The following is a 24,932-nucleotide window of genomic DNA, read 5'->3' as shown; positions in this document are numbered from 1 at the left end:
CGTTCTTGACGTTGTAAACGTCTACATCCTCACCAACCACCGTCGCCATTTGCCCTGCAGGGGACGGTGCTTGTCCGGGCGTATAGGGCGTCTGTCCCGCGATGTTGCCGGCGGAGCGGTACCGGCACACCACGAACCATCCGTTGGGCTTGGGCGCACCCTGCTTCATCCCACAGCCGATCTCCCTGGTGGATGACCACACCATCTGCGTGTAATGGCCCCACCTGTAAAAATTGGTCCGTTTCGCAGGATCGGGGTTGTTGACCGCATGGGCCGGATCGATCTTTTTGTTTGGATCGGCGTTGTAGTACTGCTTCTCACTGGCCCACCAAGCCGCCGCATCACGGGCTATGGAGTCACGAGGGGGCGTGGGGGTTCCCCAGGATTCATACAGGCTTTCGCCCTGGTCGGCAGGCCTTTGTCCCGTAGTGGGATCGCTGTGCTGCCCCGTTCCGAGAGCGGCCCAGGCCTGCGCGTCGGCGGCGAGTTGATTACTCCACACCAAGGGTGGCACGCCGACCGCTTGGCGCTCTTGGTTGTGCAGGGCGAGAACGGCATTGCGCTCGGCATCGGTGAATTGGGACCCGGTTTGCGCTTGGGAAGGGCCCGTGAGCCCAAGGAGCCCGCTGATCAGTGCGGCGCTTAGAATCGCCGCTCCACGAGCTATTCGCCCTGGTCGACTTTTCGTCATGATCGCCCAACCTCTAGGATCTCGGGCCCGGCTCGATGGACCGCGGCGGCTTCCTGGAGCGGTCGGTGACTACCGGTCGATGTGGGGCACGAAGACGGTGAGCCCAGGGGGGAGGAAATTCACTTCTCTTCCATAAGGAACCGGAAGGAGCGCCGCATCCTGGACGTATGCACATAGCGTCCGCGATTCCGGCGGATGAGATGGCTTTCCCCGCTGTGTGTCCGGGCCTCCACCTCGCGCCGCGCCGTGAGGCAACTCTTGATTCCAGACTGCACTCGTTCGCCCGACATCGCGAGTCGTGCAGCACCATGCAGTCCCCGCCGGGTGCCGCTCGCACTCGGTATCACGCCGGGCGGGCCGGAGCAGTCAGAGCTGGCCCACCTCCGAGGTTCGCGACGCTTGCGCCCCATACGCGAGATACCGGCCACCACTGGCTACTCCGCCTTCTGCCCGGATGCCGTCGCCCGCCACCTCTCGAACCAGGTCCGGGCATCGAACGACGGGCGAGTGCCCAACTCCGCATGCTCCGGCCCACACCGCTGCACGAACCAGGCGATCCGAGACCGGACCGAAGACGCCGAAGCTCCCCCTTGATGATCTCCGCCGCGGAGAAGTGTGCACTGCCACCGGGATCGCCGCAGGTGAGAAAGGCCAGTCGAATGTGTGTCGAAGTCGACGCGTATGGGGCCTGTCGCGCTGCCAGGTCGCATGGTCAGAGCTCGTCACACGATCCACGATCACGTTGCTGACACGGACTGGGCGCAGCCCCGAATACCAGCTCCAGCTATAAGAACCGGCTTATCGGGCGTTGTCAGAGGCATCAGGCACACTGCGCCGTATGAACTCGGTGACCGCGCACGACTACGCCTGGATCCGCACCTCGCCGCTCTTCCACCACATGATGGAGAGCGGATACACCTTGACATTGATACGGGGGCGGAGCCCGCAGGAGGTGCTGCGTGCGATGGGAGCGAAACCGCGCGGCACTGGGGAGGGCACGGCCGGGCTGATCGAGGCGGACGACGCTCACCGTGCCGAGGTGGACTACGACTACTGGGACGAGTCCTACGTCGCGGGCGCCTTCAAGGCCCCGGGCGAGAACGGCGACTGGACAGTTGTCCTCGGCTTCGACGGTGGCCTCGGGATGCCATGCGTGGAGACGCTGTCGGAGGGTGGCCGGGTCGTGGCGCACTCGAGCAACGGCGGAAAGCCCATCCACTTCTTCCACTGGTTTGAGGACGGTGAGCTCCGTACGACATTCGAGGGCCCCTCGGCGCGCGACGGAAACAGCCCCGATGAACTGGTTCCCCTGTTGCGGGAAGTCGGCTTCCCGCTGACTCCCGAGGGAGAGCACGACGAGAGCGCCTCGGTCGTCGACGGGAAGGCGGCGGTCCTCGCTCTGGCCGAGAGACTCACCGGCGTACGCGTCACCGAATCCCTCCTTCAGGACGCCACGTACGAACTGGGGCTCGTCCCCGAACAGCCTGCCGAGAAGTGGACCGGCCTAGTCATCGACATCACCGATGCCCACGGAGAGCGTCTGTACAGGGAATGGACCTACGAGGAGATCGCGGCGGCTTCCGACCGCGCACGGGCGGAGGCGAACGCGCCGGTCGTGATCACCTACAACGAGCCTCTCGCCAAGGATCGTTCGGGGCACGAGACGGGTGAGTAGCGAACGGGCGCGCGGAGGGTCCCCCCGGATCCCCCTCCGCCTTCTCTGAGGGCAAAGGTCTGCTCGACGACGTAGCGGAGCTTGCCCAGCCCCTCGATGTTTGGGGCGCCCCTGCGGGAGATGACCGGCAGGATCCGGCGTTCTCGCAGTTCACGACGGTCGGGGTCGGAGTCGTAGCCCTTGTCGCCGAGCAGAGCCTGGGTGCCTCGGCGGGGCCGGCCCGGCCGTCCGGCGACGGGCGGGATGCTATCGACCAGAGCAAGGGTCTGGGTGACGTCGTTGACGTTGGCCGCGGTCGTGATGACCTTGAGCGGAGTACCTCGGCCATCGCGGATCAAGGGGTGCCTACTGCCCGTCTTGCGCCGGTCGACCGGTGACGGTCCGGTGCCCGATCCCCTTTTCGCGCGGACGTGCCCTGCAGGCATTGTCGGTCCGGCAGTGGCCGCGGGCCGGGAGCCCTCTCGGGCCAGGGCGGCAGCAGCGGCTCGACGACATGACGGCGGGGCCGGGGACGGCCGTTTCGTCGGGTGCTGGTGACGGCTGCCAGTCAGACTTTGCAGCCCATGCCGGGTTCTTGGCGCGCCCTGGCCCACCGCCATGGCGGTGGGCCAGGGCCTGCATCATCCGCGGGCCGCTGGTGTGTTGGAGGCGTCCCTTCCCGAACGGCCGCGTGGCTGGGCGGGAGTTGTGTCAGGAGACGTCGGCGCGGATCGGGTCTCCGATGATGTTCTCCGTGAAGGTGACGTACTTGGGGGCGAAGACGCCCTTGCCGGTGACGGTGCCGGAGATGTTCTCGCCCGGGGCCAGGTCGACAGTGTCGATCTGCTTGTCGTCGACACCGAGTTCGGCCGTGTGCTTGGTGCCGTGGGTGTCGGTGATGGCGAAGTACAGCGGATTGACGCTGAGCTTCTTGCCGCTGTGGTTGGCGATCGTGATGGCGACGCTCGTGTAGCTGCTGCCGTCGGCGAGGATGCTCTTGGCGAAGGCCGTCTTCTTGGCGGTGATCTTCACGGGCGCCTTCTTCGCCTCCGCGTGCTTGGAGGTGTCCGAGTCGTTCTTCTTCGACGCCGACGCGGTCGGTGCGCTGCTCTTCGTCGAATCGGCCTTGGTGTCGGTCTTGCTGTCACCGCTACCGGTCGCCGCGCCGATGATCCCGATCAGGATGAAGAGGGCTATGACGCCGAGGCAGCCGAACCCGAAGATCTTCCCCTTGGACTTCTTCGGCGGCTGCGGCGGAGCGCCCCATGCTCCCTGAGGGCCGCCCCAGCCGGGCTGCTGGGGCTGAGGGTACTGCTGCTGGCTCATGGTGCTCCCCACGGGGTTTCTTCTGTGCTTGCGCGTGTGTGACCGGTGAAGGAGCTGTGCGGTTGCTTCGCGGATACGGAAAGTGATTAGTTCGTGATTAAACTTTCCTGATAGGCAAAAAAGTTGGCGTGCAGGGTGCGGCCGTGGTGTTTTGAGAGGTCATCGGCAGTGACGGCGGCATCGGACTGCGACCTCACCCCGGCGTCCGACCGCGCATGCTTGTGCTCTGTGGGGGCCATGGCCTGCCTGTGACCCGGCAGGCGCTGCGCGACCTCGGCCCTCACCCGGGCAAGCTCCTCACGCTCCCGCGACGTGCCCTGCCGGCGGAGCGGCGGTGGTCCGCCACTCGTCGAACCACTACCGCCCAACAGCCCATGCGGAGGCACCCTCATCGGGCCGGCGGCCTGAACTCATGTGCGTCGGGTGGATGGCACCCGGGTCACGAGGCTGCGCCGGTCAGGGTGAGGAACTCGCCCCGGGAGCGGGCATCGGAGCGGAGCAGGCCGAGCAGGGTGGAGGTCATGGTGCTGGACCCGGCGGCCTGGACGCCGCGCAGGGTCATGCAGGAGTGCTCGGCGCCTGGAGGTCAGCGGGGTCCAGGCCGTCCCGGCCCCCGAGCCGGGGGAGTGCTGCGTGCGTCTGGGACCGAGCGACAGCGCTCGTGATGACGGCATGGCGCAGGACCACTGAGGCGACGTCGTCCGTCCGCCCCTGGGGCTCAGAAGCTCTTCGGGATCTTCGGGGGCCACGGCCTGACCGCGACCGGCAAGGGGTTCGCGGCCCAGGCGGAGGGAAGCAAGCAGCCTTCGCCCTCGGCCTCGGCGGTCTTGGTGACGCGATCGCGCTGAGTCTCTGAACGGCGGCCCCACCCGTGTCCCCCTCGATGTCCTGGGTGGGTACTCGTGCGGCCTTGGGGACGTCGATGCGCGGTTGTCCTCGAAGCCCCCGCCGCCGCGGGAAGGCTGACCGAGACGTGATCCATTTCCTGCTGTTGATCATCTGTGCGGTGGCGATCTACCTCTCCTGTGAGTGGTTCGTCAACGCCGTCGAGTGGCTCGGCGAGCGCCTCGGCGTGGGCAGGATGGCGGTCGGAACGATCCTGGCTGCCTTCGGCACCGCGCTGCCCGAGTCCGTCGTCACCCTTGTCGCGGTGACCACCGGCGCCACCGCGGAGGCCAAGGACATCGGCGTGGGTGCGGCCATGGGCGGTCCGCTGGCCCTGGCCACCGTCGCCTACGGGGTGACGGGTGCGATGCTGCTGCTGAAGCGGCGACGTGAGCGCAACGCTGTCCTGGCCGCCACGGGGACGCCTTCCTCCAACCCGCTCATCTATCCGGACGCCGAGGACGCCGTCGGCACCGAGAAGGACATGCAGAGGCTGGCCAAGGACCAGAAGTGGTTCCTGCCGATCTTCATCGTGAAGGTGGCACTCGGCCTCGTCGCCTTCGCCTTCAAGCCCGTACTGGGCCTGCTGTTCTTCGCCGCGTACGCGGTCTACTTCTGGCGCGAGATCCGCGGCGGCCAGGACGAGGACGGCGACGAGGAGGAACTGGAGCCGCTGAAGTTCCAGCCCAAGGCCGCCTCGCCCGCCACCTGGGCAGTGGTCGCCCAGACCCTGGTCACCCTCGCCGTGATCTTCTTCGCCTCGCAGCTGTTCGTGACGCAGCTGGACGCCATCGGCCCGATGATCGGCTTGTCCGCGTCGGTCACCGCGCTGCTGCTGTCCCCGATCGCGACCGAGCTGCCGGAGACCATGAACGCGGTGATCTGGGTGCGTCAGGGCAAGACCGAGCTGGCCCTGGCGAACATCTCCGGCTCCATGATGATCCAGGCCACGGTCCCCTCGGGCCTGGGCCTTCTGTTCACCGGCTGGCACTTCGACGCCGCCCTGCTGTGGTCCGGGCTGATCACCATCGCCGCGATCGTCTACCTGCTGCTGACCATGCGCGCCCATCGGCTCACTCCCGCGCGCCTGGCCCTCACGGCCGGCTTCTACGTGCTCTTCGGCCTCGGCCTGGTTCCCCTCCTCGCCTGACCGGGTTCTCCTCGGAATGGAACGCGCAATGACTTCCCCAAGCTTCGCTGAAGCCGATCACCCGCCGCTTGTTAGGTAAGGCTTGCCTGCCTTAGTTTCTGAGGGCTTCCTGCGCACGTCAGACCGGAGTTTCCATGTCCAGCGGCAACATCGCCCTGCTCGGAGCCATCGCAGGCTTCACCATCTACCTCGGCCTCCCTCTCGGACGCCTCCGCACACCCACACCCCGGCTCAGGGCCGGCCTCAACGCCGTCGCCGTCGGCATCCTGATCTTCCTCGTCTGGGACGTACTGACCCATGCCTGGGAGCCCGTCGACGAGGCGCTGGGCAAGCACGCCTGGGGGACCGTGGCGTCCGGGGGCATCACCCTGGTGGCGGGTCTGACGATCGGACTCGCCGGGCTCGTTCACTACGACGGCTGGATCGCCCGCCGCCGCGAGGCCGCTGCCCGGCCCGCGGGTCCCGGTGCCGCCGCATCCACCGAGCTGGCGCCGAGGACCCGCAGCCAGGCGGCATCACTCGCGCTGATGATCGCCACCGGCATCGGCCTGCACAACTTCGCCGAGGGCCTCGCCATCGGCAACTCCGCCGCCCAGGGAGAGCTCTCCCTCGCCCTGCTGCTGATCATCGGCTTCGGCCTGCACAACGCCACCGAGGGCTTCGGGATCGTCGCCCCGCTCGCCGCTGAGGGCGAACGCCCATCCTGGGTCAGCCTGCTGTGGCTCGGCCTGATCGGCGGCGGTCCCACCTTCCTGGGCACTCTCGTCGGCCAGCACCTGGTCAACGACACGCTCTCGATCGCCTTCCTCGGCCTTGCCGCGGGCTCCATCCTCTACGTCGTCATCGAACTGCTGGCCGTCGCCCGCAGGACCGGACTCAAGACCCTCACCACCTGGTGCATCCTGCTCGGCCTCCTGCTCGGCTTCGCCACCGACGCGATCGTCACGGCCGCAGGCGCCTGAGACGCGAAGTCTCCCACCCGGTGCCTTCCGCGCGGCCCACCGGCGAGGCCACCGGTCGGCAGCCCTTCGGCGTCTTCCCGCGTACAGATGGCGTGCCGAACGCCATAGCGCCGGCGGAGATCACATCTACGCCGCAGGGAATGGACCCTCCGGTCCTCGGGGGCGCCGTGTGGGATGAGGTCTCCTGGCACGCGGACAACAACCAGGTCAGGGGTCGCCTCGATGAGCGGCAGCCCGGCCGACGAGTGATCATTCCTGGGCCGTCCCCGGGCCGTCCGAGGTCGCTCAGCAGCGACTGACGGCGTCTGCTGACGACCGTCGTAGCAGGCGACAGCCGCAGGTCACCGAGTTTGATCTGCGACACTGGTAACGCCATGCCTAATCCCGGAGAACTCACCTTTGTCGCGCCGCGCGGAGCCAAGAAGCCGCCGCGGCATCTTGCCGATCTCTCGCCTGCCGAGCGCAAGGACGTCGTGGCCGAGATCGGTGAGAAGCCGTTTCGCGCCAAGCAACTGTCGCAGCACTACTTCGCGCGGTACGCGCACGACCCGGAGCAGTGGACCGACATCCCCGCCGGGGCGCGCGGCAAGCTGCAGGAAGCGCTGTTCCCCGAGCTGATGACCGTCGTGCGGCATCTGTCGACCGACCAGGGGACGACCCGCAAGACGCTGTGGCGGCTGTTCGACGGGACGCTGGTCGAGTCCGTGCTGATGCGCTACCCGGACCGGGTGACGATGTGCATCAGTTCGCAGGCCGGGTGCGGGATGAACTGCCCGTTCTGCGCGACCGGACAGGCGGGGCTCGACCGCAACCTGTCGACCGCCGAGATCGTGCACCAGATCGTCGACGGCATGCGCGCGCTGCGCGACGGCGAGGTGCCCGGCGGCCCCGCGCGGCTCTCCAACATCGTCTTCATGGGGATGGGCGAGCCGCTCGCCAACTACAAGCGGGTCGTGACGGCCATCCGGGCGCTCACCGACCCCGCGCCCGACGGGCTCGGGCTCTCGCAGCGCGGGATCACCGTGTCGACGGTCGGGCTCGTGCCGGCCATCCACCGGTTCGCCGACGAGGGCCTCAAGTGCCGGCTCGCGATCTCCCTGCACGCCCCCGACGACGAGCTGCGCGACACCCTCGTCCCCGTGAACACGCGGTGGAAGGTGCGCGAGGTGCTCGACGCCGGGTTCGAGTACGTGGAGAAGTCCGGGCGCCGGCTGTCCATCGAGTACGCCCTGATCCGCGACATCAACGACCAGGCATGGCGGGGCGACCGGCTGGGCCGGCTGCTCCGGGGCAGGCCGGTGCACGTCAACCTCATTCCGCTGAACCCGACGCCCGGGTCGAAGTGGACCGCCTCACGGCCCGAGGACGAGAAGGCCTTCGTCGAGGCCATCGCGGCGCACGGGGTGCCGGTCACCGTCCGGGACACCCGTGGTCAGGAGATCGACGGTGCCTGTGGTCAGCTCGCCGCCACCGAGCGGTAACCTGACCCGGTCAGTACATCTTCATATTCCGACAGGGGAGCGCCACAGCGCTGAGAGTGCGGCAACCGGGCCGCAGACCCTCTGAACCTCGCCCAGGTCATTCTGGGTAGGAAGTTCGGTCACCACTCAAGCTGTTGCGCCCTGCCCGGGCACCCTCGCGGAGCCCGGGCGGGGCCGCGTCTCTTCCTGGCCAACCCCCAGGAGGACAATCAGTGCACCACAAGACCTTCGTGGCCGCGGCGGCCGGGCTCGGCATGGTCACCATGTCCGCGCTCACCGGCTGCGGGTCGACGGACGCCAAGGAGTCCACGGACTCCAAGACCGTGACCCTGGTCAGCCACGACTCGTGGGCCGTCTCCAAGAACGTGCTCAAGGACTTCGAGAAGCGGTCCGGGTACAAGGTCAGGGTCCTCAAGAGCGGCGACGCCGGCCAGGCCGTCAACAAGGCGATCCTGACCAAGGACAACCCGCAGGGCGACGTCTTCTTCGGCGTCGACAACACCCTGCTGTCCCGTGCCCTCGACAACGGCCTCTTCCAGCCGTACGCGGCCAAGGGGCTCGGCACGGTCGGCGCCGAGTACCAGCTCGACAAGGCCAAGCACCGCGTCACCCCGATCGACTTCGGCGACATCTGCGTCAACTACGACAAGGCGTACTTCGGCGAGCACCGTCTGAAGCCGCCGCAGACCTTCGCCGACCTGGCCAAGCCCGCGTACAAGAACCTCCTCGTCACCGAGAACGCCGCCACCTCCTCGCCCGGCCTCGGCTTCCTGCTCGGCAGCGCCGCCAGCTACGGCGACCAGGGCTGGCCGGACTACTGGAAGAAGCTCAAGGCCAACGGCGTCAAGGTCGTCGACGGCTGGGAGCAGGCCTACTACCAGGAGTTCTCCGGCTCCTCGGAGGGCAAGAAGGCCGGCGGCGACCGCCCGCTCGTCGTGTCCTACGCCTCCTCGCCGCCCGCCGAGGTGATCTACGCCAAGAAGCGCCCCAGCACCGCCCCGACCGGCGTGGCGGGCGGCACCTGCTTCCGGCAGATCGAGTTCGCCGGGCTGCTGAGCAACGCGCACAACACCAAGGGCGGCAAGGCGCTCGTCGACTTCCTGCTCTCCAAGAAGTTCCAGCAGGACATGCCGCTGAACATGTTCGTGTACCCGGTGGTGAAGGGTGCGACCGTACCCGCCGAGTTCACCGAGTACGGGCCGGTCGCCAAGAACCCGGAGACCCTGGCCCCCGGGAAGATCGCCGCCAACCGTGACCAGTGGGTCAAGTCGTGGACGTCGCTCGTACTGAAGTAGCCCCCCGCGGGGGCGGCCGCACGAGGAGCGCGGCGCGGCTCGGCCTGATGGCCCTGCCCGTCGCGTTCTTCGCGGTGTTCTTCGCCTGGCCGGTGGCCGCGATCGTCGCGCGCGGACTGAAGGTGGACGGCGGCTGGCAGTTCGGCCGGATGGCGGACGTCGTCACCCAGCCGGACATCCGGCACGTGCTGTGGTTCACCACCTGGCAGGCCCTGGCCTCCACCGCGCTCACCCTGCTGCTCGCGCTGCCCGCCGCCTATGTCTTCGCCCGCCTCGACTTTCCCGGCAGACAGCTGCTGCGGGCGGTCGTCACCGTCCCGTTCGTACTGCCGACCGTCGTGGTCGGGACCGCCTTCCTCGCCCTCGTCGGGCGCGGCGGGCTGCTGGACGAACTGTGGGGCGTACGACTGGACACCACGGTCTGGGCGATCCTGCTGGCGCACGTCTTCTTCAACTACGCGGTCGTCGTCCGCACGGTGGGCGGGCTCTGGGCCCAGCTCGACCCCCGGCAGGAACAAGCGGCCCGGATGCTCGGCGCCTCCCCCCTGCACGCCTGGCGGAAGGTCACCCTGCCCGCGCTCGCGCCCGCCGTGGCCGCCGCCGCGCTGATGGTGTTCCTGTTCACCTTCACCTCCTTCGGCGTTGTGCAGATCCTCGGCGGTCCCACCTTCTCCACCCTCGAAGTGGAGATCTACCGGCAGACCTCCGAGGTCTTCGACCTGTCGACGGCCGCCGTCCTCACCCTCGTCCAGTTCGTCGCGGTCGGTGCGATCCTCGCCGTGCACGCCCGGACGGTACGGCACCGGGAGACCGCGCTGCGCCTGGTGGACGCCGCCACGACCGCCCGCCGGCCGCGCGGTGCCGGGCAGTGGGCGCTGCTCGCCGGTGTCCTCACCACCGTCGTCCTCCTCATCCTGCTGCCGCTCGCCGTGCTGGTCCGGCGCTCGCTCGACGCACCAGGGCTCGGCTACTACCGGACGCTGACCGACTCCGACGGCGGCACCTTCCTCGTGGCACCGCTGCACGCCGTGTGGACCTCGCTCCAGTACGCGGCCGCCGCCACCGCCATCGCCGTGCTCATCGGCGGTCTCGCCGCCGCCGCGCTGGCCCGCCGGGACGCGGGGCGGCTGGTACGGGGCTTCGACGCGCTGCTGATGCTGCCGCTCGGCGTCTCCGCCGTCACCGTCGGCTTCGGCTTCCTGATCGCGCTCGACAAGCCGCCGCTGGACCTGCGCCAGTCCTGGATCCTGGTGCCGCTCGCCCAGGCGCTGGTCGGCGCCCCCTTCGTCGTACGGATCATGCTGCCCGTGCTGCGCGCGGTGGACGGACGGCTCAGGGAGGCGGCGGCCGTGCTCGGCGCCTCGCCCTGGCGGGTGTGGCGGGAGGTCGACCTGCCGCTGGTGCGGCGGGCGCTGCTGGTCGCGGCCGGGTTCGCGTTCGCCGTGTCGCTGGGTGAGTTCGGGGCGACCGTGTTCATCGCCCGGCCCGACAACCCGACCCTCCCGGTCGCCGTCGCCCGGCTGCTGAGCCGGCCCGGCGACCTCAACTACGGGCAGGCGATGGCCCTGTCCACGATTCTGATGGTGGTGTGCGCGGCCGCGCTGCTGGTCCTGGAGCGGCTGCGCACCGACCGGACGGGGGAGTTCTGATGCTGCTGAGCCTCGACGCCGCGACCGTGCGCTTCGGCGGGCGGCCCGCGCTCGACGCGGTCGACCTCGGCGTCGCCGAGCACGAGGTGGTGTGCGTGCTCGGGCCCAGCGGCAGCGGCAAGTCGACCCTGCTGCGGGCGGTGGCCGGGCTGCAGCCCCTGGACGGTGGACGGGTGCTGCTCGACGGCCGGAACCAGGCGGGCGTGCCCGCGCACCGCCGGGGCGTCGGGCTGATGTTCCAGGACCACCAGCTCTTCCCGCAGCGGGACGTCGGCGGCAACGTGGCCTTCGGGCTGCGGATGCACGGCGTGCCGAAGGGCGAACGGGACGCCGAAGTCGGGCAGTTGCTGGACCTGGTCGGGCTCCCGGGGGCGGCCCGGCGTGCGGTGACCGCGCTGTCCGGGGGAGAGCAGCAGCGCGTGGCCCTCGCCCGGGCACTCGCGCCCCGCCCCCGGCTGCTCATGCTGGACGAACCCCTCGGCCAGCTCGACCGCTCGCTGCGGGAGCGGCTGGTGGTCGAACTCCGCGAGCTGTTCGGCCGGTTGGGCACGACCGTGCTCGCCGTCACCCACGACCAGGGCGAGGCGTTCGCGCTGGCCGATCGGGTCGTGGTGATGCGGGACGGCCGTATCGCCCAGTCCGGGACGCCGCTGGAGGTCTGGCAGCGCCCGGCGGACGCGTTCGTGGCCCGCTTCCTAGGCTTCGACAACGTGGTCCCGGCGACGGTCGCGGACACGGCCGCCGACACCCCCTGGGGCAAGCTGCCCGTCCCCGACGGCTCCGCCGAGGGCGCCCGGCACCTGCTCGTACGGCCCGCCGGGGTACGGCTCGTGGCGGTCGACGAGGGGCTGGCCTGCACGGTGACCGCCCGTACCTTCAAGGGGACCCATGTGGCCGTACGCCTCCAGCCCCGGGACGGCGGCCCGCGCCTGGAGGCGGCCTGCGCGCTGCGGGACGCACCGGCGGTGGGGGACGTGGTGGGCGCGCAGTTCGACGTGGCCGAAATCGTCGTGCTCGGATGATCACCGCGACCTAGGGTAAGGGGCATGGCCCTGCTCGCACATGACCGTTACTGTGACGAAATCGCCCACCAAGTAGCCCAGTTGAGGGCTGTGGTGGTCTCCGGCGCGGATCTCGCCGGCATCGTGCCGACCTGCCCGGACTGGTCGCTGGAAGACCTCGTCCGCCACATGGGGGGCGCGCTGCGCTGGGTGAACGCCCTGGTGCGCGAGCGGGCGCAGGAGGACATCCCGTTCGACCGGATCCCGCTGTGCGGGGGCCCGCAGGAGCGGGGTGACACGGCCGCGCTGGACGCGTGGCTGGGCGCGACCGGCGACCTGGTCGTGGAGGCGCTGCGCGAGGCCGGTCCCGACACCCAGGTGTGGAGCTGGGCCGGCATCCCGACCTCCGGCTTCTGGGCCCGGCGCATGGCCCACGAGATCACCGTGCACCGCGCCGACGCCACGCTCGCCGCCGGGCTGCCCTACGCGGTCGCGCCGGACATCGCCGCCGACGCGCTCGACGAGTGGCTCCAGGTCGTGGAGTGGGTGCAGCGCACCGCCTCCGATCCGTCGGCCGCCGAACTGCGCGGCCCGGGCCGCACCATCCATCTGCACGCCACCGACACCGACCCCGGCCTGAACGCCGAATGGCTCATCGAGCTGGGTGAGGACGGTGTCGCCTGGCGGCGCGGCCACGAGAAGGCCACCGTCGCCCTGCGCGGCGCGCTCACCCCGCTGCTGCTCGCCTTCTACCGACGCCTGCCGCTGGACGCCCCCGGCCTCGAGGTGCTGGGCGAGCGCGAGGTACTGGAGTTCTGGCTGGAGCGAACCTCGTTCGGCTGATCCGCTCCGCGGCTGATCCGCTCCGCGGCGAGCACCGTCCGCCGGCGGCGCGCCGCGCGCCGGTCGCCTGCCGCGCGCTCTCCGTCCGCCGGCTGTCCGCTCCTCGGCGACCGTCGCCGGCTGTCCGCCGGTTGCCTGCTTGCCGCCCGCCGACCGCGCGCTCTCCGTCCGCCGGCCGTCATCCGGTCGTCCGCCACTCGCCGACCGCCGCCGGCTGTCCGCCGACCACCGCGGGCTGTCCGACTGCCGTCGGCTGTCCGCCGGGCGTTCCGCCAGCCGCCGGGTGCGCGGTGCCTGCCCGCCGTCCGCGGGCTGTCCTCCGCTCGCCTGTCTGTGGGCCGCGGGCCGCCCGTCGGCCGTGCGCTCCCGTTCCGCCGTCCGCGGGCCGTCATCCGGTCGTCCGCCACTCGCCGACGGCCGACGCGGGCTGTCCGACTGCCGTGTCCGCCGGGCGTTCCGCCAGCCGCCGGGTGCGCGGTGCCTGCCCCTGGTCCGCGGGCTGTCAGCCGGTCGCCCGCCGCGCGCTGACTGCCCGGCGGCGTCCGCCAGCCGGTGGCCGCCGCCGCCCGCCCGTTGTCCACCAGCCGTCCGCGGGCTGCTCGCCGGTTGCCTGCCTGCTTGCCGCCCGCCGCCCCACCCGCCGCCTGCCGTCCGCCCACCCGACGTCCGCCGCCCGCGCACCCCCGCCGGACACACGACCGCGGCCCGTCCCCCGGGGATAGGGGGACGGGCCGTGGCCTTGTACGAGCGGTGGTGCCGGGGTGGCGCGAGGCGGAGCGTCAGCTGCCGGCCTTGGCCCCACGGCGGCGCATGCCGAAGTAGACCGCGCCACCGCCGACGACGACCAGGGCGCCCGCGACACCGGCGATCAGGCCGGTGTTGGAGTTGGCACCGGTCTCGGCGAGGTTCGAGTCACCGGTCGCCGGGGACGGCGCGTTGCTGGCCGGGGCCGCCGGGGCGGAGCTGGTGCTCTCGGAGGCCGACGGGGTCGGCGTCGAGGCCGGGGTGGACTTCGACGGCTTCGGCGTCGGGGAGGCCGGCGCGCTCGGAGTCGAGGACTCCTCCTTCTTGCAGGCCGTGGACTGCGTCACCAGGTTCGGCGTGACGTCGTCGTCGACACGGCCGGCCTTGACGTGGATGCGGTAGGTGGCGTCGGGCTTCCAGTCCTCCTGGAAGGTGACCGTGGTGCCGTCGGCGGAGCCCTTGACCTTCTGCGGCTCACCGACCTGCTTCGCGTCGGCACCGTTGTTCTCCAGGAACACGGTGATCTCGGCGGGGGTCGCGGAGGCGTCGTAGTCGGTCACGACGATGACGCCCTTGTCGCCGTCGCACTTGGCTTCGGCCTTGAACTCGCTGATGTTGCACGCGAGCGCCTGGCCGGCGACGCCGAGGGCCAGAGCGGCGGTGGCGGAGGCAACACCCAGGATGCGCACGGAACGGCGTGCACTGCGGCGGGTTATGGACAACGTTTGTCCTTTACAGAGTGCAGAACTGCGGGGGGTTTCGAGAGAGTTGAGACACCCGGTCGAGGCGAGGCCCCAACGCCCCCTGGAGTCTCACAGGTTTATAAGCGCTCCATAAGAGGTGTCAATGCATATGCCCGCAGCCCCCGTTGACTTTACCTCCTTATTACCTGCAGAGACGTTTCAACGCCTCGGGAGCCTGCTCGATCCGGTCAACGAGGGTGATACGGGACTCCATCGCCCGTCCCGCCGCAAGTGACCGCAGCAGCGGCCACGCCGGCAACTCACGCGTCCAGTGCCCCTCGTCCACCAGCACCATGGGCGTGGGCTCGCCCCGCGACTCGTAGTAGTTGGGCGTCGCGTTGTCGAAGATCTCCTGTACGGTGCCGGCGGCACCCGGCAGGAACACCACACCGGCGCCCGACCGGGCCAGCAGGCCGTCCTCGCGCACGGAGTTGGCGAAGTACTTGCCGATGTGCGCGGCGAAGGCGTTCGGCGGCTCGTGGCCGTAGAACCAGGTGGGGATGCCCACCGACTCCCCGCCGCCGGGCCAGCGTTCGCGCACCTCGAAGGCGGCTCGCGCCCAGTCGGTGACGGACGGCCGGAACGAGGGGGACTTGGCGAGGACCAGCAGCGCCTCTTCCAGCATGCCGTCCGCGAACGGTGCCGCGTACGCCCCGAGGTTGGCCGCCTCCATGGCGCCCGGCCCGCCGCCGGTGGCGACCGTGAAGCCCGCGCGCGTCAACTGCCGTCCCAGGCGGGCGGCTCCGGCGTACTCCGTGGTGCCACGGGCCATCGCGTGTCCGCCCATGACGCCCACCACCCGCGCGCCGTCCAGGAGTTCGTCCAGGGCGTCGGAGACGGCGTCGTCGTGGATCGCGCGCAGCATCGAGGCGAGGATGTCGCCGTCGCTCCTGGTGCGCTGGAACCAGGCGTAGGCCCGGGCGTCCGGGGTCGCCTCGTAGCCCGCGCCGAGCGAGTCGAACAACTCGTCGGGCGTGTAGGCGAATCCGCGGTACGGGTCGAAGGGGAGTCCGGGGACGGGCGGGAACACCAGGGCCCCGGACGCGCCGACGTGGGAGGCCGCCTCGGGCTCCATCGGGCAGCCGAGGAAGACGGCTCCCGTGGTGTCGACGGTGAGCAGGGTCTCGGTACGGGCCGTCAGATCGACGGCCTGGATCCGGAACCGGGCCAGTGAGCCGTGCCCGGCGACCGCCTCGTCGAACTCGGCGAGGGACTCTATCTCGCGGTCGTGGGCGGCTCGGTGCGGCTGGGCGGGTGTCTGATACACCCGCCCATGCTAGGCACCCCTGTTCGAACGGGAGGCACTCAGCCCTGCACCGCGGCCGGGTCCATCCACACGACCTCCCAGGTGTGGCCGTCGAGGTCGTCGAAGGAGCGGCCGTACATGAAGCCGAGGTCCTGGGTCTTGTCGCCTGCCGAGCCGCCCGCCGCGACCGCCTTCTCGACCAGCTCGTCCACCTTCTCGCGGCTCTCCGCGCTCAGACAGATCAGCACCTCGCTGGTGCGGGTCGAGTCGGCGATCTCCTTCCGCGTGAACGTGGCGTAGTGCTGCTTGCTGAGCAGCATCGCGATGATCGTGTCGCTGATCACGACGCAGGCGCACTCGTCGGTGGAGAACTGCGGGTTGATCGTGTAGCCGAGTTCGGTGAAGAACTTCTTCGACGTCTCGACGTCGGCGGTGGCCAGGTTCACGAAGATCATCTGCTGGTACATGGGGTTCCCTCCGGGGTGCCGTCCGTGTCGTTCGGGTGGGTAGACACCGGCCCGGCGGGAAATTCATCGCCGCGCCGGCGACTTGCTCCGAGCGCTCAGCGGGCCTCAGCGGGCCTCAGCGGGCCGACGGAAGCGCCGCCAGGTCGGCGACGGCCAAGGTGAGCGGCCCGAAGAGGACCAGCAGGGCGGCCGCGCGCAGGAGGGCGGCCCCGCGCAGCATGGTGGCCGGGGCGCCCAGGCGCAGCAGGGCGGCGGTGGTCTCGGCGCGGCACTGGCGGGCCTCGACGGCCGCCGTCAGCAGCGTCGCCACCGTGCATCCGGTGACCACGAGCGCGCCGAGCGTGGTCAGCGGGCCGAAGGCGGTGGCCGTGCCGTGGGACAGGGCGGTCAGGGCGTAGGCGGCCGAGGTGACCGCGCAGAGCACGCCGAGCGGGCGGCCGATCCGGGTGGCCTCCGCCATCAGCCCCCGGCCGGCCAGCAGCCGCAGGGCCCCCGGGCGCGCGGACTGCAGCAGGCGCCCGCACAGGTGGGTCAGTCCGGGCCCGGCGAGGACGAGCCCGAAGGCGGTGAGGACCCAGCCGGCCAGCACGGCGACGGCGTCGGCGGGCAGGTGGACGAGGGCGGGGACGGTACGTCCCGCGTACGCCTGCACGGTGAGCCCGGCGGCGACGGTCGCGACGCCCCAGGGCAGACCGGCGGGCGCGGCGCGCGGCGCCGGGGGAGGAGCGAGGGCACCGGCCCCTTCCGGGTGGGCCGCCGCGGCCTCGGCCGCTCCGGTCCCCGTACCGTCCACCGTGGCGCCGTCGGTCCGGGCGCCGTCCGCGCCGCCGGCGCTGTCCGCCCCGCTCGGGCGGTCAGCCGCGTCGCCGGTGTCCCGGTCGCTCTCCCCTCGCCGGGCGGGAGCGCGCAGCCGCGTCCCGAACCTGCCGTACGCCCCGAACGTCTCCCGGCCGGCCGTGTGGCCGTACGCGCCGAAGCGGCCGAGAGGGCGCGCGTCCCGGCGGGCCGGGCGCGGGTCGCGCGGCCTCAGGGCGAGGGCCACCGTCGCGCAGGCGAGCGCCGGGACCAGGGCCAGCAGGGTGAGGGCGCCGGGGAGCGGCAGGGGCTCGCCGGCGGCCAGGAACCCGGCCGCCGCGCCGTCGAAGGGCAGGCCCTTCAGGTCGCCGCGCAGGTGCAGGAAGGCCGCCAGCGCGAGCAGCGAGCCCAGCGATGTGGACAGGGCCGTGGTCAGGGCGGAGACCGCCATCAGGCGGGCCGGGCCGAGGCCGACGGCCGACAGGCCCGGGCGGGGCCGGGTGCCGGGGTCCGTGCGGGCCACCGCGAGCGCGAAGTACACGGTGGCGGCGAGCGGCACCACGCACCAGGCCAGCCGCGGCAGGGCCGTGCCCGGCGTCTCGGGGTGGCCGAGGGCGTAGCCGAGGGTGCCGAGCAGCAGGAAGCCGGTGCCGCCCGAGGCGGCGGTCACCAGCAGGCGGCGCAGTTGGACGGCGGGCCGCGCCGCGCGGGTCAGGCGGAGAGCGAGCACGCGGCCCGGCCCTCCGCGTCGGCGGCCTCGGGCAGGTGCACGGTCTTCACGCGCCGTCCGTCCCGCAGCGAGACGGTGCGGTCGGCGAGGGCGGCGGTCTCGGTGTCGTGCGTGGCCAGCACGACGGTGATGCCGTGCGAGCGGGCCGCCGTGGTGAGGGTGCGCAGCACGTGGGCCCGGTCGGCGCGGTGCAGCGGGGCGGTCGGCTCGTCGGCGAAGAGGACCGTGGGTCCCGTGGCGAGCGCGCGGGCGATGCAGACGCGCTGGCGCTCGGCCTGCTGGAGGCCGTGCGGCCGCTTGCGGGCCAGCTCGCCGACGTCGAGGCGCTCCAGCCACTCCTGCGCGGCCACCTTGGCCCGGCGGCGGCCGACGCCGCGCAGCATCAGGGGCAGGGCGGCGTTCTCCCAGACGTTCAGCTCCGGTACGAGCACGGGAGCCGGGTCGATCCAGCCGAACCGGTCGCGGCGCAGCCGCTCCCGGGCCACCGGCCCCATCGTGTGCACGGGCGTGCTGTTGAACCACACCTCGCCGCCCTGGACCGGGGCGAGGCCGGACAGGCACCGCAGGAGGGTGGTCTTGCCGCTGCCGCGGGGGCCGCCGACGGCCAGGATCTCGCCCTCGCGCACGCCGAGCGAGACGCCGGCCAGGCCGGGCGAGCCGTCCTGGTGCCTGAAGTGCAGAGCGCGTGCCCACAGCACGTCGTTGTCCGGCGGGGCCTCCATGGGCGTACACCTCGGTTCTGATCCGTTTTCCCGTGCCTCGTCCCCCGTTGGGCGGAACGACGGCAGGGCCGATCGGTCACTGGAACGCTAGGCAGCCGTCGCGGGGAGGCCGGACAGCACACGGCCCCGGGCCGCCGTTCTCACTCGAACGGACGGCACCGGGGCCGGCACCGGTCATCCAGTCGGATGATCAGAGCCTTCGGTGGGGGCTCAGAGCTTCGTCCACGCCTCGGAGAGGGTGGCGCGCAGGATCTGCTCGATCTCGTCGAAGGTCTCCTGGTTGGAGATCAGCGGCGGGGCGAGCTGGATCACCGGGTCGCCACGGTCGTCGGCACGGCAGTACAGGCCGTTGTCGAACAGCGCCTTGGAGAGGAAGCCGTACAGGACGCGCTCGGTCTCCTCGTCGTTGAAGGACTCCTTGGTGTTCTTGTCCTTCACCAGCTCGATGCCGTAGAAGAAGCCGTTGCCGCGGACGTCGCCGACGATCGGCAGGTCGTGCAGCTTCTGCAGGGTCTTCAGGAAGGCGCCCTCGTTGTCCAGCACGTGCTGGTTGAGGCCCTCGCGCTCGAACAGGTCGAGGTTGGCGAGGCCCACCGCGGCGGAGACCGGGTGGCCGCCGAAGGTGTAGCCGTGCAGGAAGGTGTTGTCGCCCTTGTAGAACGGCTCGGCCAGGCGGTCGGAGACGATGCAGGCGCCGATCGGGGAGTAGCCCGAGGTCATGCCCTTGGCGCAGGTGATCATGTCCGGGACGTAGCCGAACTTGTCGCAGGCGAACGTCGTGCCGAGGCGGCCGAAGGCGCAGATGACCTCGTCGGAGACGAGCAGCACGTCGTACTGGTCGCAGATCTCGCGCACGCGCTGGAAGTAGCCGGGGGGCGGCGGGAAGCAGCCGCCGGCGTTCTGCACGGGCTCCAGGAAGACCGCGGCGACGGTGTCGGGGCCCTCGAAGAGGATCTGCTGCTCGATCTGGTCGGCGGCCCAGCGGCCGAAGGCCTCGGGGTCGTCGCCGAAGATCGAGGCGCGGTAGATGTTGGTGTTCGGCACCTTGTGCGCGCCCGGTACGAGCGGCTCGAAGGGGGCCTTCAGGCCCGGCAGACCGGTGATGGACAGGGCGCCCTGCGGGGTGCCGTGGTAGGCGACCGCGCGGGAGATGACCTTGTACTTTGTGGGCTTGCCGATCAGCTTGAAGTACTGCTTGGCGAGCTTCCAGGCGGTCTCGACCGCCTCGCCGCCGCCGGTGGTGAAGAAGACCTTGTTCAGGTCGCCGGGGGCCTCGTGGGCCAGGCGCTCGGCCAGTTCGACGGCCTTGGGGTGGGCGTAGGACCACACCGGGAAGAACGCGAGCTCCTGGGCCTGCTTGGCGGCGGTCTCGGCGAGCTCGGTGCGGCCGTGACCGGCCTGAACCACGAACAGACCGGCGAGACCGTCGAGGTAGCGCTTGCCCTTGTCGTCGTAGATGTAGGTGCCCTCGCCCCGGACGATGGTCGGGACGGGGGAGTTCTCGTACGAGGACATGCGGGTGAAGTGCATCCACAGGTGGTCGTACGCGGTGCGGCTGAGGTCCTTCTGGCTCACGGTTATCGGGTTCCCCACATGTAGGTCTGCTTCTTCAGCTTCAGGTAGACGAAGCTTTCGGTGGAGCGCACGCCGGGCAGGGCCCGGATGCGTCGGTTGATGACGTCCAGCAGGTGGTCGTCGTCCTCGCAGACGATCTCGGCGAGGATGTCGAACGAGCCCGCGGCCATCACCACGTACTCGACTTCCGACATGCCGGTCAGCGCGTCCGCGATCGACTCGACATCGCCCTCGACGTTGATCCCGACCATCGCCTGCCTGCGGAAGCCCACGGTGAGCGGGTCCGTGACGGCGACGATCTGCATCACGCCCTGGTCCAGCAGCTTCTGGACGCGCTGGCGCACGGCCGCCTCCGACAGGCCCACGGCCTTGCCGATCGCGGCGTACGGCCGGCGGCCGTCCTCCTGGAGCTGCTGAATGATGGCGAGGGAGACGGCGTCCAGCTGGGGGCTGTTGCCGTTCCTGGACTCGCGGGGCGAGTCCCTCTGGTCTGCGCTTCGACTGGCCACGACCTCACTGTGCACGACGTCTCGACAGTTTTGCAAGGTCGCAGCGATGAAATTCGTTGTTTCTGAGGACGAGACTTGCGGATTTCGCAGAACGGGTGGCGATGGGGGTGTTGAAAACGTGGGTATGCCGATTAGGGTGGGTGTCTCAGCCTTCGGACAACCGCATCGGCGGCCCGGGGCTGGACAGCGTGAACCCTCGAACCAGATCAGGAGGCCGGCAGTGAGCACCGAGCTGCGTCGTCTGCGCAACTACATCGACGGTGAGTTCCGGGACGCCGCCGACGGACGGACCACCGAGGTGGTCAACCCCGCGACGGGCGAGGCGTACGCCACCGCTCCGCTGTCCGGACAGGCGGACGTGGACGCCGCGATGGCGGCCGCCGCCGCGGCCTTCCCGGCCTGGCGCGACACGACCCCCGCCGAGCGGCAGAAGGCCCTCCTGAAGATCGCCGACGCGTTCGAGGAGCGGGCCGAGGAGCTCATCGCGGCGGAGGTGGAGAACACGGGCAAGCCCACCGGGCTCACCCGCTCCGAGGAGATCCCGCCCATGGTCGACCAGATCCGCTTCTTCGCGGGTGCGGCCCGGCTGCTCGAGGGCCGCTCGGCCGGCGAGTACATGGACGGCATGACCTCGATCATCCGCCGCGAGCCGGTCGGCGTCTGCGCCCAGGTCGCCCCGTGGAACTACCCGATGATGATGGCGGTGTGGAAGTTCGCCCCCGCCATCGCCGCGGGCAACACGGTCGTCCTCAAGCCGTCGGACACCACCCCCGCCTCGACCGTCCTCATCGCCGACATCATCGGCGCGATCCTCCCCAAGGGCGTCTTCAACGTCGTCTGCGGCGACCGCGACACCGGCCGCGCGATGGTCGAGCACCCGACCCCGGCCATGGCCTCCATCACCGGCTCCGTGCGCGCCGGCATGTCGGTCGCCGAGTCCGCCTCCAAGGACGTCAAGCGGGTCCACCTGGAGCTGGGCGGCAAGGCCCCGGTCGTCGTCTTCGAGGACACCGACATCGCCAAGGCCGTCGAGGACATCTCCGTCGCGGGCTTCTTCAACGCCGGCCAGGACTGCACGGCCGCGACCCGCGTCCTCGTCCAGGAGTCCATCCACGACGAGTTCGTCGCCGCGCTCGCCAAGGCCGCGGCCGAGACCAAGACCGGCCAGCCGGACGACGAGGACGTCCTCTTCGGCCCGCTGAACAACCCCAACCAGCTCAAGCAGGTCTCCGGCTTCATCGACCGGCTGCCCGCGCACGCCAAGGTCGAGGCGGGTGGTCAGCAGGTCGGCGACAAGGGTTACTTCTACGCCGCCACCGTCGTCTCCGGCCTGAAGCAGGACGACGAGATCATCCAGAACGAGGTCTTCGGCCCGGTCATCACCGTCCAGTCCTTCTCGGACGAGGACCAGGCCGTCGAGTGGGCCAACGGCGTCGAGTACGCCCTCGCCTCCTCGGTGTGGACCAAGGACCACGGCCGCGCGATGCGCATGTCCAAGAAGCTCGACTTCGGCTGCGTGTGGATCAACACCCACATCCCGCTGGTCGCCGAGATGCCCCACGGCGGCTTCAAGAAGTCCGGCTACGGCAAGGACCTGTCGGCGTACGGCTTCGAGGACTACACGCGCATCAAGCACGTGATGACCTCGCTGGACGCGTAACCGCGTAACCGCGCAGGGGACAGGACCGGATCGTGCGGCCCCCGGACGGGATCACCTCCCCGCCCGGGGGCCGCTGCCGTCGTGCGGACGCGGGCCTTCGTCGTCCGGGGGCCGTAACCGCCCCGCCGTGGGGCCGGTCGACAAGGTGTCGGGTCCGCTCCGGCGCACTCGACGCAGCGTCGATTGTCCGCCCGCGCGCCGCGGAGGCATCCTTTCGGGTGTGCCCGAGACCTCCACCAGCAAGCCGCCGCCGACCCGTCGCTCGTTCCTGCGCGCCGTCGGCGGGACCGCCGCGCTCGGCGCCCTCGCCGGCTGCGGGGTGCCCGCCGCCTACGTCGAGCCGGGCGACCGGGCCGGAGCCGACGCCTCCACCGCCGACCGCAAGCTGACCTGGGCCAACTGGCCGCTGTACATCGACACCGACGACGACAACCCGAACAAGCGGCCCACGCTGGAAGCGTTCGAGCGGCGCACCGGGATCTCCGTCGACTACGTCGAGGAGATCAACGACAACGACGAGTTCTTCGGCAAGATCAGCCCCGCGCTGATGAACCACCAGCAGACCGGCCGGGACCTGATCGTCATCAGCGACTGGATGTGCGCGCGCTTCGTCCGGCTCGGCTGGGTGCAGCGGATGGACCGCGCGCGCCAGCCGAACGTCGCCACGTACCTCGACCCGCTGCTGCGCTCGCCCGCCTTCGACCCGGGCCGCAACTACACCGTGCCGTGGCAGTCGGGCATCACGGGCATCGCCTACAACCGCCGCAAGCTCGGCCGCGAGATCCGGCACGTGAAGGACCTCTGGGCGGACGACCTCAGGGGCCGGGTCACCCTGCTGTCCGGCCTCGACGAGGCGTTCGCGCTGCTGATGCAGGGCAACGGCGTCGACATCACCAAGTGGACGGCGGACGACTTCCACCAGGTGTGCGACGAGGTGGAACGGGAGGTCAAGCGCGGCCAGATCCGCCGCTTCACCGGCAACGACTACACCAAGGACCTGGTCAGCGGCGATGTCCTGGCCTGCCAGGCGTACTCGGGCGACGTCATCCAGCTCCAGGCGGACAACCCCGACATCCGCTTCGTCGTCCCCGAGGAGGGCGCCGAACTCTGGTCCGACTCCCTGATGATCCCCGACCTGGCGCGCCACAAGAGGAACGCCGAGCGGCTCATCGACTACTACTACGACCCCGCGGTCGCCGCGAAGCTCGCCGCCTGGGTCAACTACGTCTGCCCCGTCCCCGCCGCCAAGGAGGTCCTGGCCGCCTCCAAGGACAAGGACACGGCCGCACTGGCCGCCAATCCCCTGATCTTCCCCGACGACACGATGCGGCAACGCCTCGCCATCGCGCGGGACATCACGTCCACGGAACGGGTGGAGTTCGCCCAGCGGTGGAACAAGATCGTGGGGCTCTAGGGGCAACTGCGCGCCCTGCCGGGCGGGATGCCTTTTGAACGTGTTCAAAACAAGGCGTACGCTGTTGTCATGAGCGACAGAGCTGCCCTGCTCAAGGGCATTCGTGTGTGGCTGGGTCTCTTCGTCGTGTGTCTTGCGCTCAGCGGGGCCACCGCCTTTCCGCTGGTGCACGAACTGCGTTGGGTCGAGGGCGGGTTGCGGGCGCTGTCGGTGTCGGAGTGGCTGCCCGGGCTCGTGCGGTGGATCTCCCGGGTGCGGGAGGGGCTCGACGCCGTCGACGCCGACCATCCGTTCGTGCTCTACGGGACGGACTGGCTGGCCTTCGCGCATCTCGTCATCGCCGTCGCCTTCTACGGGCCGTACCGCGACCCGGTCCGCAACATCTGGGTGGTCGAGTTCGGGATGATCGCCTGCGCCGGCATCGTCCCGCTCGCGCTCATCTGCGGTCCGGTGCGGGGAATTCCCTTCTGGTGGAGCCTGATCGACATGTCGTTCGGGGTGTTCGGGGTCGTCCCGCTGTACATCGTGCGCCGGAAGATCAAGCGGCTGGAGGCGCTCGACGGAGCGACGGCCGCGAGGCCGGTGCCCGCTGTATGAGGGGTGAGGCCGTCCGGGCAGCACACGGCCGGGGCCCGTGGACGGGCCCCGGCCGGTGAACTGTGCGAAGTGCGCCGACGCGTGTCGCGTCAGCTGTAGTTGTCGCGGATGAAGCAGAAGTCCGCGTGGCTCACGTCGGGCAGCTGGCCGCCGTTGTTGAGCGGGGAGATGAGCCCCGAGTCGCTGTCGATGCCGTTCGGGAAGCCGGTCACCGCGTCGTAGAGGTAGCGGTTGGCGTTGTCGCCGCCCTTCACGGTGACCTGGCGGACCGCGAGGGTGTTGGGCTGCGCGATGCTGAAGTCGACGTCCTTGATGCCGTTGGAGAACGTGACGGTCACGTCACCCGTCCCGCCGTCGGGCAGCACGATGTGGAACGTCTGCGGCGTCGTCGACGGGTTCACCCGAAGCGCGTCCGAGCCGTCGGGGCAGACCGCTGCCGGGTTGCCGGGGACGAAGATGGGGGGCACCTCGGCGGCCGCCGCGGGGCCGGCGGCGATGCCGAGGGCCACGGCCGCGGCCATGCCGACGCCGGTGAACCGCGCTCCCCATCTCGGGCGTCGCGACTGGGTCTTCGATCGGGTGGTCACTCGCATGACGAGTACTCCTCCTTGTTGCTGCGTTCCTGCATCGGGCACCTGTCCTGGGCCGCCCACGGGGGAGTTCTCGCAGGTGTTCCGTCGAGAGTTCGAGTCCGGGACTCCAGTCCACCGAGGGCGCCCTGAACGTTTCCACCGCTTTCGTCCCGGCACTCCCGTGGCATGCCTTTCCTGCTCCATCCGAGCCCATAACAGGC

Annotated in this window: 22 protein-coding genes, 1 pseudogene and 1 riboswitch; of the genes and pseudogenes, 11 read left to right on the top strand and 12 right to left on the bottom strand. The window is 70.5% G+C overall.

The features are described from left to right. On the bottom strand, positions 1-691 hold a 691-nt coding region (locus PV343_RS22290), incomplete at its 3' end, for a CAP domain-containing protein (protein WP_319148725.1). Between the two features lie 838 nt (positions 692-1,529). Between PV343_RS22290 and PV343_RS22285 the strand changes: the two genes are divergently transcribed. Beyond that, complete coding sequence (locus tag PV343_RS22285) at positions 1,530-2,366, top strand: DUF6461 domain-containing protein (protein ID WP_319148724.1); 837 nt, start codon at positions 1,530-1,532, stop codon at positions 2,364-2,366. Here PV343_RS22285 and PV343_RS40435 read toward each other — a convergent pair. The 3 genes and pseudogenes from PV343_RS40435 to PV343_RS22275 all read right to left on the bottom strand — a co-directional run. Beyond that, positions 2,315-2,791: a transposase gene (locus tag PV343_RS40435; RefSeq protein ID WP_415923506.1), complete on the bottom strand. Its 477-nt coding sequence runs from the start codon at positions 2,789-2,791 to the stop codon at positions 2,315-2,317. The genes PV343_RS22285 and PV343_RS40435 overlap by 52 nt on opposite strands. A 265-nt stretch (positions 2,792-3,056) precedes the next feature. Then, the gene (locus tag PV343_RS22280; RefSeq protein ID WP_319148723.1) at positions 3,057-3,671 is read right to left on the bottom strand and encodes a DUF4352 domain-containing protein; all 615 of its coding nucleotides are present in this window, start codon (positions 3,669-3,671) and stop codon (positions 3,057-3,059) included. Between the two features lie 439 nt (positions 3,672-4,110). Next, positions 4,111-4,248 (bottom strand): annotated as a pseudogene (locus PV343_RS22275) (GTP cyclohydrolase I); the annotation flags it as partial. Positions 4,249-4,644: 396 nt separating this feature from the next. On the opposite strand from PV343_RS22275, the gene PV343_RS22270 reads away from it, so the two are divergent. The 7 genes from PV343_RS22270 to PV343_RS22240 all read left to right on the top strand — a co-directional run bounded on the left by PV343_RS22270 (position 4,645) and on the right by PV343_RS22240 (position 12,937). Beyond that, a complete protein-coding gene (locus tag PV343_RS22270) occupies positions 4,645-5,706 on the top strand; it encodes a sodium:calcium antiporter (protein ID WP_319148722.1) in 1,062 nt (353 codons plus the stop codon). A 134-nt stretch (positions 5,707-5,840) separates the two neighbouring features. Continuing rightward, complete coding sequence (locus tag PV343_RS22265) at positions 5,841-6,668, top strand: ZIP family metal transporter (RefSeq protein WP_319148721.1); 828 nt, start codon at positions 5,841-5,843, stop codon at positions 6,666-6,668. Between the two features lie 374 nt (positions 6,669-7,042). Continuing rightward, positions 7,043-8,149: a 23S rRNA (adenine(2503)-C(2))-methyltransferase RlmN gene (gene rlmN, locus PV343_RS22260; protein WP_319148720.1), complete on the top strand. Its 1,107-nt coding sequence runs from the start codon at positions 7,043-7,045 to the stop codon at positions 8,147-8,149. A gap of 23 nt (positions 8,150-8,172) precedes the next feature. After that, positions 8,173-8,280: riboswitch (TPP riboswitch) on the top strand. A gap of 81 nt (positions 8,281-8,361) precedes the next feature. Then, positions 8,362-9,444, top strand: a complete 1,083-nt coding sequence (locus PV343_RS22255; protein ID WP_319148719.1) for a thiamine ABC transporter substrate binding subunit — start codon at positions 8,362-8,364, stop codon at positions 9,442-9,444. Between the two features lie 47 nt (positions 9,445-9,491). Beyond that, positions 9,492-11,093 (top strand): iron ABC transporter permease, encoded by a 1,602-nt coding sequence (locus tag PV343_RS22250; protein WP_319148718.1) that lies wholly within the window; start codon positions 9,492-9,494, stop codon positions 11,091-11,093. Next, a complete protein-coding gene (locus tag PV343_RS22245) occupies positions 11,093-12,115 on the top strand; it encodes an ABC transporter ATP-binding protein (RefSeq protein ID WP_319148717.1) in 1,023 nt (340 codons plus the stop codon). Before PV343_RS22250 ends, PV343_RS22245 begins: the two co-directional genes overlap by 1 nt. Positions 12,116-12,139: 24 nt before the next feature. Further along, entirely contained in the window at positions 12,140-12,937 is a 798-nt protein-coding gene (locus PV343_RS22240; RefSeq protein ID WP_319148716.1) for a maleylpyruvate isomerase family mycothiol-dependent enzyme, read from the top strand. Positions 12,938-13,716: 779 nt separating this feature from the next. Here PV343_RS22240 and PV343_RS22235 read toward each other — a convergent pair. The 7 genes from PV343_RS22235 to PV343_RS22205 all read right to left on the bottom strand — a co-directional run bounded on the left by PV343_RS22235 (position 13,717) and on the right by PV343_RS22205 (position 20,483). After that, on the bottom strand, positions 13,717-14,370 hold the full coding sequence (locus PV343_RS22235; RefSeq protein ID WP_319148715.1) for an LAETG motif-containing sortase-dependent surface protein: 654 nt from the start codon (positions 14,368-14,370) through the stop codon (positions 13,717-13,719). 196 nt (positions 14,371-14,566) lie between these two features. Beyond that, positions 14,567-15,691 (bottom strand): Rossmann fold nucleotide-binding protein, encoded by a 1,125-nt coding sequence (locus tag PV343_RS22230; protein WP_319148714.1) that lies wholly within the window; start codon positions 15,689-15,691, stop codon positions 14,567-14,569. 38 nt (positions 15,692-15,729) lie between these two features. Further along, a complete protein-coding gene (locus PV343_RS22225) occupies positions 15,730-16,137 on the bottom strand; it encodes a VOC family protein (protein ID WP_319148713.1) in 408 nt (135 codons plus the stop codon). Between the two features lie 115 nt (positions 16,138-16,252). After that, entirely contained in the window at positions 16,253-17,662 is a 1,410-nt protein-coding gene (locus PV343_RS22220) for a hypothetical protein (RefSeq protein ID WP_319148712.1), read from the bottom strand. After that, a complete protein-coding gene (locus tag PV343_RS22215; RefSeq protein WP_319148711.1) occupies positions 17,644-18,384 on the bottom strand; it encodes an ABC transporter ATP-binding protein in 741 nt (246 codons plus the stop codon). The genes PV343_RS22220 and PV343_RS22215 overlap by 19 nt, the downstream gene beginning before the upstream one ends. 210 nt (positions 18,385-18,594) lie before the next feature. Continuing rightward, complete coding sequence (locus tag PV343_RS22210; RefSeq protein ID WP_319148710.1) at positions 18,595-19,959, bottom strand: aspartate aminotransferase family protein; 1,365 nt, start codon at positions 19,957-19,959, stop codon at positions 18,595-18,597. A gap of 2 nt (positions 19,960-19,961) precedes the next feature. Further along, positions 19,962-20,483, bottom strand: coding sequence for an Lrp/AsnC family transcriptional regulator (locus PV343_RS22205; RefSeq protein WP_020942526.1), 522 nt, complete (start codon positions 20,481-20,483; stop codon positions 19,962-19,964). A 205-nt stretch (positions 20,484-20,688) separates the two neighbouring features. On the opposite strand from PV343_RS22205, the gene PV343_RS22200 reads away from it, so the two are divergent. The 3 genes from PV343_RS22200 to PV343_RS22190 all read left to right on the top strand — a co-directional run bounded on the left by PV343_RS22200 (position 20,689) and on the right by PV343_RS22190 (position 24,139). Next, positions 20,689-22,128: a gamma-aminobutyraldehyde dehydrogenase gene (locus tag PV343_RS22200; protein WP_319148709.1), complete on the top strand. Its 1,440-nt coding sequence runs from the start codon at positions 20,689-20,691 to the stop codon at positions 22,126-22,128. Positions 22,129-22,348: 220 nt separating this feature from the next. Then, positions 22,349-23,542 (top strand): ABC transporter substrate-binding protein, encoded by a 1,194-nt coding sequence (locus tag PV343_RS22195; protein WP_319148708.1) that lies wholly within the window; start codon positions 22,349-22,351, stop codon positions 23,540-23,542. 69 nt (positions 23,543-23,611) lie between these two features. Continuing rightward, positions 23,612-24,139: a hypothetical protein gene (locus PV343_RS22190; RefSeq protein WP_319148707.1), complete on the top strand. Its 528-nt coding sequence runs from the start codon at positions 23,612-23,614 to the stop codon at positions 24,137-24,139. 89 nt (positions 24,140-24,228) lie between these two features. On the opposite strand, the gene PV343_RS22185 is transcribed toward PV343_RS22190, so the two are convergent. Then, positions 24,229-24,732 carry a hypothetical protein gene (locus tag PV343_RS22185; RefSeq protein WP_319148706.1) on the bottom strand — a complete coding sequence of 168 codons (504 nt, stop codon included), beginning with the start codon at positions 24,730-24,732 and terminating at the stop codon, positions 24,229-24,231. Between the last annotated feature and the right edge of the window lie 200 nt (positions 24,733-24,932).

It is taken from the genome of Streptomyces sp. WI03-4A (assembly GCF_033792105.1).
Classification (GTDB): Bacteria; Actinomycetota; Actinomycetes; order Streptomycetales; family Streptomycetaceae; genus Streptomyces; species Streptomyces collinus_A.
The sequence above is the reverse complement of the archived record's forward strand: the minus strand, read 5'-3'. Positions and strand labels throughout refer to the sequence as shown.